Consider the following 13,267-nt stretch of genomic DNA (forward strand, 5'->3'; position numbering starts at 1 on the left):
CACGTGTGAAGGACAGCGAATGACGCTGCAGCAGGAGCAGAACCCCGCGCCGACGCCACGGCCCTCGGCGACCTCGGCGTCCCACTCGAACCCCGGGGCGCGCGCGACCTCGGGGGCGACGCGTGCCTCGGCCGCGACGGGCCCGCGGGCCGTCGTCGCCGACCTCGCAGGGGCGACGAGCCGCGGCATCCGGCAGGTCACGGCCCCGCTCACCCGGTCCGTCGGCCACGTGACGCAGGTGTCCGAGGGCGTGTGGCGCCCCGTCGCCGGGGTGCTGCGGTGGGTGTCGCCGCTCGGGTGGACCATCGTCGGTCTCGGCGTCGTGTGCTGGGTCGTCGGAGCGCACTGGGGCTGGACCGAGCTGCTCATGGTGGCCGCTGCCGCCCTCGTGCTCGTCGCCATCTGCTTCGCCCTCGCCGTCGGTCGCACGCGGGTGCGCATCCTCGCCGAGGTCGACCCCCGCCGGGTCGTCGTCGGCGAGCCTGCGACGGGTCGCATCGTCGTCACCAACGAGGCGCGCACGCCGATGCTGCCGCTCCTCGTCGAGCTGCCCGTGGGCCTCTCGGCCGCGCGGTTCGTCCTGCCGCCGCTCACCCCGGGCGACGCGCACGAGGAGCTCTTCGTCGTGCCGACGTCGCGTCGCGGCGTCATCCAGGTCGGCCCCGCCACGACGGTGCAGGGCGACCCCCTCGGCCTCATGCGCCGCACCCTCACGTGGACCCAGCGCACCGAGCTCTTCGTGCACCCGCGCACGGTGGCGCTCGAGTCGCTCGGAGCCGGCCTGCTGCGCGACCTCGAGGGCAGCACGACCGAGGACGTCTCGATGAGCGACCTCGCCTTCCACGCGCTGCGCGAGTACCAGCCCGGCGACGACCGGCGCTACATCCACTGGCGCAGCTCGGCCAAGGCCGGAAAGCTCCTCGTGCGCCAGTTCCTCGACACCCGCCGGTCGCACGTGACGATCGTCGTCGACCCCGACCCGGAGCAGTACCGCTCGGGCCACGGCCGCACCGGTCGCGCCGACGCGACCGACCGCGCCACCGCAACCGCGGGCGGCACGGACGGCTCGAGCCGCGGGGGCACACGCGATCTCCTGTCGGCCAACGCCCCCAGCGCACTCGAGGTCGACGTCGAGACCGCCATCTCGATCGGCAGCTCGATCATGGTGCGCGTCATGCTCGACGAGCAGGACGCCACCCTCGTCTGCCGCGACCAGCGGGTGAGCAAGGCCGGCCCGCAGCTCGGCCTCGACGCGATGGCTCGCGTCGTCCCCGGCCCTGTCGACCTGCTGACGACCTCGCTCGACGCCGTCGACCTCGCCCCCGACACGAGCACCGTCTTCCTCGTCACCGGTCCCCACCGTCCGCTCCTCGACCTCCAGCGCGCGGCCGGGCAGTTCGCCCCCGAGGTGAGCAAGGTCGTCATCGTCGTCGACCCGCGCGCCGAGCACGGCATCCGTCGCGGCGGCGGGCTCACGATCCTCACCGTCGGCCGCCTCGAGCAGCTGCGCACCCTCCTCGTCGCAGGGGTGGCTCGATGACGACACCCGCCGGCTCCTCGATCCCCGCGCCCCCGCCCTCGGTGCTGCAGCGCCCACCGACGTTCCGCCACAAGGCGACCCGCCAGCTCGCGCGGCTGCGACCCACCCGCCCGCAGCTCGTCGACGCCGGCTTCACCGTCCTGCTCGTCACCCTCGCGCTCATCGGCTTCCGCACGACCTTCTTCGGCCTCGGCTGGCTGTGGGTGGGCCTCGCGGGCCTGCTCGTCGGCCTCCTCGTCAGCCACGTGACCGCGACCTACCGGGCACCCGGGGTCGTCACCCTCGCGGCGGTCGCTGCGGCATACCTGCTCCTCGGGGGGCCGATCGCGGTCCGGGAGGACCTCGTCGCGGGCTTCCTCCCCTCCGGGGCGACCTTCGCGACGCTCGTGCACATGGCGGTGCCCGGCTGGAAGGAGCTGCTGACGGCGCTGACGCCCGTGGACTCGGAAGGCCCGTACATGGCGCTCGCCTTCCTCTTCGGGCTCGTCGGCTCCGCGCTGACGTATGCCGTCGCGCGCCGGTGGAGCGGACCGGTCGTCGCGCTCGTGGCCCCCGTCGCCCTCCTCGTCGCCTCCATCGTGCTCGGCACCCTCACCCCGGCGGCGGTGCTGCTGCAGGGCGCCGTCTTCGCCCTCGCCGCCATCGGCTGGGCTGCCCTGCGCAGCAACCGCAACCGGCCGGCGCTGCAGAACGGCGCGGGCCGCACGACGCGTGCCGTGACGACGGCCGCCCTGCTGGCGGCGGCCACCGTCGGCGGTTTCTTCATCGGCCCGCACCTGCCCGGCGCCGACGACACGCAGCGCACGGTCTTCCGCACCGCGCTGACACCGCCCGTCGACGTCACCCAGTTCGCCAGCCCGCTCGCGGGCTTCCGGCAGTACACCGAGCCCAACCCGGCCAGGCTGTGGGACCGGACGCTGCTCGTCGTCCAGGGTCTCCCCGCGGGCGTGCCGGTGCGCTTCGCGGCCCTCGACTCCTACGACAACCTCGTCTGGGGCGCCGGCAACCAGGCGAGCCGCGGCGAGGGCGCCGACGCCGCTGCCGGGTCGAGCTTCCGCAAGGTGGGCAGCCACATCGCCTCCGAGGGGGCGGGGCAGGAGGTGACGGCGACGGTCACCGTGCCCGCCGGCGGCTACCGCGACGTCTGGCTGCCGACCTTCGGCACGGTCACCGGCCTCGATTTCGCCGGGTCGCGGGGCGATGTCCTCGCCGACGAGCTGCGCTTCAACGTCGACACCGACACCGGGGTGCTGCCGACCCGGCTCGCGGGCGGTGACGCCTACACCGTGACGGCCCGGGTGTCGGTCGCGCCCGCCCAGCTGCCCACGGAGCTCGACGTCGAGGAGGGCCAGGTCGACGTCGACGTGGCGGCGCTCGGCTTCCTCGACGACAAGGTGGCCGCCTGGACCGACCGGGTCGACGGCCAGTGGGAGAAGTTCGTCGCGATGGCTCGCGCCATGCAGGACGGCGCCTACACCGACGGCGGATCGCCCGGCGACTACCAGAACTCCTTCCTGCCCGGCCACGGGCTCGCCCGGCTCCAACGCTTCATGAAGTCGACGCAGCTCGCCGGCAACGACGAGCAGTACGCGTCGGCGCTCGCGCTCGCCGCCAACCGCCTCGGCATCCCGACGCGGGTCGTCGTGGGTGCGATGCCCGAGAAGGACGGCACCGTCAAGGGCAAGGACGTGCACGCGTGGGTCGAGGTGCGCACGACCGACGGGGTGTGGCAGCCGGTGCTCCAGACGGCCTTCCTGCCCGACCGCAACAAGAAGCCGCAGCAGCTGCTGACGAAGTCGGAGGAGAAGAAGACCGGCGCCCAGGTGCCGCCGCCCGCGGCGAACAACCCGCCGAGCGTGCTCCAGGGCCCCGACCAGGCGCAGAACGCCACCCAGCTGAAGAACCCTCCCAAGGACGACCAGAACCCGCTCGACCCGAGCACGTGGCCCGACTGGCTGCGCTACCTGCTCTTCCTCGTCGTGCTGCCGCTGCTCGTGCTGCTTCTCGTCTACGCCTCGATCCGCCTCGCCAAGGGGGTGCGCCGCCGGCGTCGCCGCACCCGTGGCGCGACGGCCAGCCAGGTCACGGGTGGCTGGCGTGAGCTCGTCGACACTGCTCGCGACCTGCGGATGCCGTTGCCGATCAAGGGAACCCGGCTCGAGCAGGCCCGCGCGCTCGAGGAGCACGTCCTCGGGCCGCCGCCCGAGAAGCCGAGCCCGGTCGTCGACGGCGCCCTCATGGGCGCCCCCGCGCCGTCGAGTGCTCACTTTCCCCGCGATTCGGGGGCTGCCTCACCGTCCATCGAAGAGGGGAAAGTGAGCACTCGACGGCTGGAGCTCGTCTCGCTCGCGGCCTCGGCAAACGCCCACGTCTTCGACCTCGACGAGCCGACCCCCGACGACGTCGAGGCCTTCTGGGCCGACGTCGAGACCGCCCGGCAGCGGATCCGCGCGGAGCAGGGCTTCTGGCAGCGGCTGCGCGGCGACGTGTCGCTGCGCACGTTCCGCGACCACCTGCCCGACGGCGGTGGCCTCGGTCCGGCGCTGCGGCGCACCTCGCGCAGCCAGGGCTCGCGCAGCCAGGGCTCGCGCGGCCGGGGCTCGCGCGGTCGGGCCTCTCGAACGACAGCACCGGCGCGGCGCAGCCGCCGTGGGCAGAAGGGTGACGCGTGAAGCTGAAGTTCGTCCTGAGGTCGGGGGAGCGTGAGACCGACCTCGTCGCGACGACCGACTCGGCCACGACCGTCGGCGACCTCGCCGCCCACCTCGCGGCCTCCGACCCCCACCGCTCGAGTGCCCTCGGCGTCGACGCGTCGATGACGCTGGCGCTCGTCGACCAGGAGATGCGGGGGCTCGACCCGCGCGCCACGGTCGCCGAGAGCGGCCTCCAGTCCGGCATGCGCGTCATGGTCACCCGCGCCGGGGAGGGCTTCGCCGACCGCGGCCGCCCGGCCGCGGTCGCGGTGATCCGATCGGGCCCCGACGCGGGCCAGCAGATCCCGCTCGCCCGCGGCACGGCATACGTGGGCCGTGGTCGCGGCTGCGAGGTGCACCTGCGCGACGAGTCGGTCTCCCGGCGGCACGCGAAGCTCGTCATCTCCGAGGTCGTCGAGGTCGTCGACCTCGGGTCGGCCAACGGCATCACCGCGGGCGGCCAGCAGGTCACCCGGGCCCACCTGGGCAGCGGCGACGTCGTGCGCCTCGGCGACACCGAGCTCGAGGTGCACCTGCAGGGTGACGGCGTGCTCACGCGTCCCGGCAGCGGCGTGCTCTCGGGCGACGCGGGTGTCGTGGCGTTCTCGCGGTCGCCGCGGGTGGCGCCGCTCTATGCGGGCGAGGAGTTCCAGGTGCCCGACCTGCCCGAGCGCGGCAGGGCGACCCCGCTGCCGATCGTCGCCATGGTCGTGCCCCTGCTCATGGGGGCCGTGCTCTTCGCGATCACGAAGAGCCCCTTCTCGATCATCTTCATGCTCATGATGCCGGTCATGATGGCGGGCACGTACTGGGAGGCACGCCGCCAGCAGCGCAAGGACTTCGCCCAGGCCATGGAGGACTTCCGCGAGGACCTCGCGATCCTCTCGGGGCGCATCCGCTCCGCCCTCGACCGCGAGGGCCACGTGCGCCGGAGCGAGCACCCGAGCGGCGAGCAGTGCCTGACGGCAGTTCGCGACCGCAGCGCCCTGCTGTGGACGCGGCGCCGCGACGTGCCGGGATTCGGTGAGCTGCGGCTCGGCATCGGCACGCTGACGTCGCGCTCCTCGATCCGCATGCCGGCGGTCGGGCGCTCCAAGGCCGAAGCGTGGATCGAGGTGGCGGAGCAGCTGCACGGGCTCGAGATCGTGCCCGAGGTGCCCGTCGTGGCGCGCCCGCTCGGTGACGGTGCGGTCGGCGTGTGCGGGCCGAGGCCGGGGGCGCTCGGCGCCGCTCGGTCGCTCGTCACGCAGGCCGTCGCCCTGCACTCACCCGCCGAGCTCGTCGTCTGCTCCTTCGCCTCGGGGGCCTCGGCCGCCGACTGGGACTTCCTCAAGTGGCTGCCGCACACGACCTCGCCGCACAGTCCCGTCGAGGTCGCCCACCTCGCCGCCAGTGCCCCCGCGTGCTCGGCGCTCGCCGACGCGCTCGAGGACCTCGTCTCGGGTGCGGCGGACGCGTTGGGCTCGGGTTCGACGAGCGCGGGACCGGCGGAGCCCGGCGGCGCCGAGCGTCCCACGGTGCTCGTCCTCGTCGAGAGCGACGCCCCGATCGACCGCAGCCGTCTCGTCGCCATCGCCGAGCGCGGCCACCGGCACGGTGTCGTCGTCGTGTGGGTCGCCGAGACCCAGACCCTCCTCCCGGCGGCCTGCCACACCTTCCTCGTCGTCGGCGACGACCTCAGCTCGCTCGCCGGCTACGTCCGGGTGGGCGAGCAGGTGCAGCCGGTCGCCGTCGACCACGTCACGGACCAGGAGGCCATGGCCGCCGCCCGCCAGCTCGCGCCCGTCGTCGACGCCGGCGTTCCCGTCGACGACGCGAGCGACCTGCCGCGTGCCGTGTCGCTGCTCACCCTCACCGGCACCGACCTCGCGGGCTCGGAGGAGGCGGTCGTCGAGAAGTGGGTCGAGTCGCGCTCGGTGCTCACGGGTCCGTATGCTCCGGCCGTGCTGCCCCGCACGCCCGGCAACCTCCGGGCGGTCGTCGGCCAGTCGAGCCAGGGCACCTTCTCCGTCGACATTCGCAGCGACGGGCCGCACGCCCTCGTCGGAGGCACGACCGGTGCCGGCAAGTCCGAGCTGCTCCAGGCCTGGATCCTCGGCATGGCCGCGGCGCACTCGCCGCAGCGGGTCACCTTCCTGCTCGTCGACTACAAGGGCGGCTCGGCGTTCCGCGACTGCGTCAAGCTGCCGCACACCGTCGGCCTCGTCACCGACCTGTCGCCGCACCTCGTGCGACGGGCGCTCGCCTCGCTCGCGGCCGAGCTGCACCACCGCGAGCACCTGCTCGCCCGGCACAAGGCGAAGGACCTCGTCGAGCTCGAGCGGCGCGGCGAGGTCGACGCGCCCCCCTCGCTCATCATCGTCGTCGACGAGTTCGCCGCCCTCGTGCAGGAGGTGCCCGAGTTCGTCGACGGCGTCGTCAACGTCGCCCAGCGCGGTCGCTCGCTCGGCCTGCACCTCATCCTCGCGACGCAGCGCCCGGCGGGTGTCATCAAGGACAACCTCCGCGCCAACACCAACCTGCGCATGGCCCTGCGGATGGCCGACGAGAACGACTCCGACGACGTGCTCGGCTCCAAGGAGGCCGCGTTCTTCGACCCCGCACTGCCGGGTCGCGCCGTGAGCAAGACGGGCCCCGGCCGGCTCGTCCCCTTCCAGACGGCGTATGCCGGTGGGTGGACCTCCGACGTGCCGCCCCCTCCCGACATGGTCGTCGAGACGCTGACCTTCGGGGCGGGCGTCCAGTGGGAGCCGCAGCGGGGGGAGGGAGCCGACGGGGCCGACGACGCAGCCGATCTCGGCCCGACCGACATCCAGCGGCTCGTCGCCACGCTCGGCCGAGCCGCGAAGGTGGCCCAGCTGCCGAAGCCGCGCAAACCCTGGCTGCCCGACATGCGTCCGGTCTACGACCTCGCCACGCTGCCGACCCAGCGCCGGGACGACGAGCTCGTCTTCGGCGTCGCCGACGACCCCGACCGCCAGGCCCAGCCCGAGATCGCCTTCCGCCCCGACAAGGAGGGCAACATGGCGGTCTACGGCACGTCGGGCTCCGGCAAGTCGGTCTTCCTGCGGACCATCGCGGTGGCGGCGGGCTACACGGTGCGCGGCGGCCCGTGCCAGGTCTACGGTCTCGACTTCGGCAACCGTGGCCTGGCGATGCTCGAGGCGCTGCCGCACGTCGGGTCGATCGTGCCGGGCGGTGACCACGAGCGGGTGACGCGACTCCTCCGCATGCTGCGCGCGACGATCGACGAGCGGGCCTCGCGCTACTCGGCGGCCAGTGCATCGACGATCACGGACTACCGGCGCATCGCCGGCCGACCGGAGGAGCCTCGGGTCATCGTGCTCATCGACGGCATGACCGCCTTCCGCCAGGCCTACGAGGTCGGTGGCCGTTTCCAGTGGCTCGACCTGCTCGCGGGTCTCGCAGCCGACGGGCGTCCGGTCGGGGTGCACTTCATCATCGCCTCCGACCAGCGCAGCGGCCTCCCGACGAATCTCGCTGCCGCAGTGCAGGGCCGGCTCATCCTGCGCATGAGCAGCTCCGACGACTACTCCGTCTTCGGGGTGCCGGGCGACGTCCTGACGATGGCCTCGCCACCCGGGCGCGGCCTCATGGCAGGGCAGGAGGTGCAGGTGGCGGTGCTCGGTGGCTCGACCGACGTCACGGTGCAGGCCGCTGCGGTCGCAGCCTTCGCGGAGTCGACCCGCAAGGCGGGGGTGACCGACGCGCCGCCGATCGAGAGCCTCGCCGAGCTCATTGCCCTCGGCGACCTGCCGCCGGAGTCCGGTGGCCGCCCGGTCATCGGCGTTGCCTCAGCGACGCTCGAGCCGCACGGCTTCGACCCCAAGGGCACCTTCATCATCACCGGGCCGTCCGGCTCGGGGCGCACGACGGCCCTCGCGGCGACGGCGGCCGGGCTCTACCGCTTCAGCTCGTCCTCGGCTCTCTATCTCATGACCCCGCGGCGGCAGTCCGAGCTGCTCGAGCTCGGGGTGTGGGCCGAGACCGCGGTCGGGGCCGAGGCCGCCACCGCCCTCGCCGGCGCGCTCGCCGCCGACGTCGAGGCGGGGCGGATCACGCGGCCGGTCGCGGTCTTCGTCGAGCGCGTCGACGACCTCGCCCCGGCCGGCGCCGAGAACGCCCTGACGAGCCTCGTCAAGGCCTGCGTCGACAACGACCAGCTCGTCGTCGCCGAGGGGGAGTCGGGCTTCTTCACGACGAGCTACGGCCTCCAGTCGCTGCTCAAGACCTCGCGCTCGGGCCTGGCCCTGCACCCCGACGGCAACGAGGGGCTGTCCGTCTTCAAGGCGAACCTGCCCGCCCTCAACCGGGCCGAGCTGTCCCCGGGCCGAGGGTTCGTCGTCGAGAAGGGCCGCTTCGAGCTGCTCCAGGTCGCCCTCCCCTGACCGTGGGGACCTCATGGGGAGTGCTCCCCATCGACACCCCCACGGGGGTCACATACGGTCATCAATGTTGCACAGGGGACGGCCACCGCGGCTGGTCCGAGACCATCGCGCACCAGTCGGGTGACGCACGACGACGCACGAGAAGGAGGAGCCATGGCTTGGCTCGGTATGAACGACGATGAGGTCAACGCCCAGGGGAACGTGCTGCAGCAGCAGGCCGAGGCGATCCAGAAGCTCATCACGAAGGTCGACCAGGAGGTCGAGTCGCTCAAGCAGAACTGGCAGGGCGACGACTCCAAGCAGTTCGAGCAGGAGTGGACCGGCACCCACCGTCCGGAGCTCCAGAAGGCCCAGAAGCTGCTGACCGAGATGAAGACGACGATCGACCACGAGGTCTCGCAGCAGCGAGAGACCTCCTCGCAGTACTGATCGTCCGCACCTCCGTCACGACCGCAGACTTCTGAAGGGAACCACCATGGCTGTGTACAAGAAGGGCATGAACGCCGACGCGGTGTCGGCCTCCGGTGACAAGCTCGTCGGCTACAAGGGCGAGCTCGACGGCATCGTCGAGGCTGTCAACAGCGCCGTCTCGCAGATCAAGAGCAACTGGGGCGGCACCGACGCCGAGCGCTTCCAGAGCGACTGGCACGGCCAGCGCCAGGTCGTCTCGGCCGCCGGCGACAAGCTCGACGCGATGGGCCGCGCGTGCAAGACGAACGCCGAGTCGCAGAAGGCGGCCTCGGCCACGTGAGGATCAGCCCCGCCTGACGCGGGAGCAGTGAGAGGGTGGTCGTCCCGAGCGGGACGGCCACCCTTTCTGCGTCGTTGGGCCGCGTTTGCGCAACGAATTGGCGTCAAGTGCCACCTAGGCCGTAGATTCTTCTGTAGGAGTGCATCCGCACGCCCGAAATTCCTGACAGGAGGACGACGCGATGGGCATCTTCCCGACCGTCTCGGTCCGCACCACCACTCCCGGCCTGGGCGAGGCGCTCGCGCACCGCGGCTGCGTCGTCAGCGACGCACCCGAGCTCGCCGACGTCGTGGTCGAGGCCGCCGCGGCGACTGCTCCCGCGTCGCGCGACGGGCACGTCGTCGCGGTCGGGTCCGGCGAGGCGGAGGCCCCGGAGGACCTCTACGCCCGCGTCGACCGCCGGCTGCTGACCCCTGCCCAGGGCGTCGTCGTCAGCGGACGCGGCACCGGCCGCTCCGTCACCCTGCCCGTCGCCCCGGCAGCCGCGGACCCCGCCTCCGCCCGCGCCTACGCCGAGCTCGTGCACAACGCCGTCTGCCACGTCGCCGTGCGCCCCACCCGCCGCGAGGCCGTCACGGTGCACCCGCTCGTGCAGACCGCGGCGTGGGCCGACCTCAAGGCTGCGGTCACCGACCTGCGCGACCTCCAGATCGCCGACGGCTCCGTGCCCGAGCCGGGCGACCACGCCCGCGCCGCAGCCCTTGTCGGCCGCGTCATCACGGGCATCGAGGCGCTCGCGCCGTCGCTCTCGCACGACGCCGACTACCTCGAGGCGCTCGTCAAGGACTTCGGCCGCTGGGCCGACGGCGGCTTCGAGGTGCCGGACTTCTACGACTCGATCGTCGCCTTCGCCCCGGCGCAGCACCGCGTCGACGGTCTGCCGCACCTCGTCGTCTTCCCGATGTACACCCAGAACGGCAACCCGAACCGCCAGGTCGAGGCCGTCCTCCTCGAGGTGATCTGGCCCGACTTCATCGCCGACCTCGAGGCGGGCGACTACTCCAACAAGCTCTTCCTGCCGATCCGCTTCCTCGACTTCACCGCGGGCTACGACACGAACTCCGCGGTGCTCTTCCCCGAGACGGTCGCCATGCGCGAGGTGCCGGCCTTCACGTGGGGCGGCATCTTCGCCGACCGCGAGGCAGCCCGCTTCCGCCGCGTCGTCACCGAGGCCGCCGCCGTCACGCGCCTGTCGCTGCCGCCGGACGCCGCGCGCCTCATCGCCGACCAGGAGCTCGCCGAGCGCACCTTCGTCATGTGGGACCTCATCCACGACCGCACCCACATGCACGGCGACCTGCCCTTCGACCCGTTCATGATCAAGCAGCGCATGCCCTACTTCCTCTACTCGCTCGAGGAGCTGCGCTGCGACCTCACGGCCTTCCGTGAGGCGGTCGCGCTCGAGGCCGACGGGCACCCTTACGCCCGGTCGGTGCAGTATGCCGTCCTCTTCGACCGCATCTTCCGCTTCGCGATCACGGGTGGCCGCACCCGCAACTACGACGGGCTCGGTGGCCAGCTGCTCTTCGCGTGGCTGCACCAGCGCGGCGTGCTGCACTGGACCGACAACCGCCTCACGATCGACTGGGCCGACGTGGCCGAGCCGGTGCTCGAGCTCAGTCGCGCCGTCGAGGAGCTCTACTGGCGCTCGATCGACCGGCCCAAGGTGGCGCACTGGCTCGCGGCCTACGCGCTCATCTCGTCGGTGCTGACGCCGCACCCGCTCTCGGCGTGGGCCCGCTACCAGGCCGGTGACCTCTCCGCCCTGCCGCTCGACGGCCCGCCCAAGGGTCTGACCGACGCCGTCCTGCCCGACGAGTTCCCGCTCTCGATGTTCTACGAAGCGCTGTCGAAGAAGATGAAGGGCGTCATCGAGTCGACGGCCGGCATCACGGGAGCCTCTGCGTGACGTCCGCTCCTCTGATGCCGACCGACCGCACCGGGCGCTCCGGTCGCCTCGTCGTCGTCACCGGTGCGACCGGTGCGACCGGGCGTGCGACCTGCGCGGCCCTGCTCGCCCACGGCGAGCGGGTCGTCGCGGTGGGCCGCGACCCGGAGTCGCTGCGCGCGCTCGCCGAGTCGCTCACCGCGGACGGAGCGGACCAAGCGGACCGAGCCGACCTCGCCGCCCGGCTCGAGACGCGGGTCTGCGACCTGCTCGACGGCGACGCGGTGCACGCACTCGCCGAGGAGGTCGTGACGGCATACGGCGGCGTCGACGGGCTCTTCCACCTCGTCGGCGGCTGGCGGGGCGGCTCGAGCTTCACGGCATCGACCGACGACGACTGGCGCTGGCTGTCGGGCAACCTCGTCGACACCCTGCGCCACACGACGATCGCCCTGCACGACGCGCTGCTCGCCAGCGGACACGGCCGGGTCGCCATCATCAGTGCCGCCGCCGCGGCGACGCCGACGGCGGGCAACGCCGCCTACGCGAGCGCCAAGGCGGCCGCTGAGACATGGCTCCGCGCGATGGCGGACTCGTTCGGCGCCGACGGGGCGACCCCCGGGTCGGCTGCCGTCATCGGCGTCGTGAAGTGGATCGGCTCGGGCCGCACGGCGACCTCGCCGGCCGAGGTGGCAGACTGGCTCGTCGGGTTGCTCGACACCGATGCAGCGGGTCTCAACGGCTCGCGCGTCGACCTCTGACCCACCCGATCGACAGAGCAGTTCGTCGCCCTGACGACCCCCTCAAAGGCCGATCGAAAGAGCAGTCCGTCGGCCGGCACGACCGACCGATCCACCGCCAGATCCACCGACCGATCCACCGACTGAGTGAGGACATCGTGAGCACGCTCCACGACCCGCAGTGGCGCGGCTTCGCGTCCGACAACTACGCCGGGCTGCACCCCGAGGTGATCGCCGCCCTCGCGGAGGCCAACGGCGGCCACGAGGTCGCCTACGGTGCCGACGCCTACACGGCGCGCCTCCAGGAGGTCATCGCCGGTCACGTCGGGCAGGGCGCGGTGACGTGGCCGGTCTTCAACGGCACCGGCGCCAACGTCGTCGCGCTCCAGGCCCTGCTGCCGCGCTGGGGCGCCGTCGTCTGCGCCGAGACCGCCCACATCAACACCGACGAGGGGGGCGCCCCCGAGCGCATGGGCAGCATCAAGCTGCTGACCGTGCCGACTCCTGACGGCAAGCTCACCCCCGAGCTCGTCGACCGGCAGGCCTGGGGCTTCGGTGACGAGCACCGCGCCCAGCCGCTCGTCGTGTCGATCACCCAGACGACCGAGCTCGGCACCTGCTACACCCCCGAGGAGGTGCGCGCGATCAGCGACCACGCCCACTCGCTCGGCATGCGCGTCCACCTCGACGGAGCCCGCATCTCCAACGCCGCGGCGACCCTCGGCACCGACCTGTCCGCCTTCACCGGTGCGGCCGGCGTCGACGTGCTGAGCCTCGGCGGCACGAAGAACGGCGCGCTCGCCGCCGAGGCCGTCGTGGTCGTCGACCCCGAGCTCGCCGCCGACCCGTCGCTCGGCCTCGTGCACCTGCGCAAGCTGTCGATGCAGCTGGCCTCCAAGATGCGCTTCACCTCCGCACAGCTGCTCGCGCTCTACGGCACGGACCTCTGGCTGCGGTCGGCCGGCCACGCGAACGCGATGGCCGCCCGTCTCGCGGCGGGGGTCGGCGGCCTCGACGGGGTGCGCATCACCCAGGCCGTTCAGGCCAACGCCGTCTTCGCCGTGCTCGACCGTGGGGTGGCTGACGCCCTGCGCGAGAGCTTCCGCTTCTACGACTGGAACCCGGCGACGGGCGAGGTGCGCTGGATGTGCTCGTGGGACACGACCGAGGCCGACGTCGACGCCTTCGTCGCCGAGCTGCGTCGCCTCCTCGAGGCCGCGTCCTGAGCGAGCGGCGCTCGCGTGAC

At 72.8% G+C, this 13,267-nt stretch carries 8 protein-coding genes; all 8 read left to right on the forward strand.

The window, feature by feature from the left end:
• The first annotated feature begins 19 nt into the window (after positions 1–19).
• The 8 genes from FBY41_RS22160 (at position 20) to FBY41_RS22195 (ending at position 13,247) form a co-directional block, all read left to right on the forward strand.
• Positions 20–1,540, forward strand: a complete 1,521-nt coding sequence (locus FBY41_RS22160; RefSeq protein WP_185749215.1) for a DUF58 domain-containing protein — start codon at positions 20–22, stop codon at positions 1,538–1,540.
• Entirely contained in the window at positions 1,537–4,212 is a 2,676-nt protein-coding gene (locus FBY41_RS22165) for a transglutaminase domain-containing protein (RefSeq protein ID WP_141847288.1), read from the forward strand. Before FBY41_RS22160 ends, FBY41_RS22165 begins: the two co-directional genes overlap by 4 nt.
• The gene (locus FBY41_RS22170) at positions 4,209–8,642 is read left to right on the forward strand and encodes an FtsK/SpoIIIE domain-containing protein (protein WP_141847290.1); all 4,434 of its coding nucleotides are present in this window, start codon (positions 4,209–4,211) and stop codon (positions 8,640–8,642) included. The genes FBY41_RS22165 and FBY41_RS22170 overlap by 4 nt, the downstream gene beginning before the upstream one ends.
• A 153-nt stretch (positions 8,643–8,795) precedes the next feature.
• Positions 8,796–9,071 (forward strand): WXG100 family type VII secretion target, encoded by a 276-nt coding sequence (locus tag FBY41_RS22175; RefSeq protein WP_141847292.1) that lies wholly within the window; start codon positions 8,796–8,798, stop codon positions 9,069–9,071.
• A 46-nt stretch (positions 9,072–9,117) separates the two neighbouring features.
• Positions 9,118–9,393 carry a WXG100 family type VII secretion target gene (locus FBY41_RS22180; RefSeq protein ID WP_141847294.1) on the forward strand — a complete coding sequence of 92 codons (276 nt, stop codon included), beginning with the start codon at positions 9,118–9,120 and terminating at the stop codon, positions 9,391–9,393.
• A 547-nt stretch (positions 9,394–9,940) separates the two neighbouring features.
• Positions 9,941–11,302, forward strand: coding sequence for a DUF6421 family protein (locus FBY41_RS22185; protein ID WP_375869901.1), 1,362 nt, complete (start codon positions 9,941–9,943; stop codon positions 11,300–11,302).
• Between the two features lie 14 nt (positions 11,303–11,316).
• Positions 11,317–12,042: an SDR family NAD(P)-dependent oxidoreductase gene (locus FBY41_RS24095; RefSeq protein WP_141847296.1), complete on the forward strand. Its 726-nt coding sequence runs from the start codon at positions 11,317–11,319 to the stop codon at positions 12,040–12,042.
• A 137-nt stretch (positions 12,043–12,179) separates the two neighbouring features.
• Entirely contained in the window at positions 12,180–13,247 is a 1,068-nt protein-coding gene (locus FBY41_RS22195; protein ID WP_141847304.1) for a threonine aldolase family protein, read from the forward strand.
• Positions 13,248–13,267 lie beyond the last annotated feature (20 nt).

The organism is Humibacillus xanthopallidus, assembly GCF_006716675.1.
GTDB lineage: Bacteria > Actinomycetota > Actinomycetes > Actinomycetales > Dermatophilaceae > Humibacillus > Humibacillus xanthopallidus_B.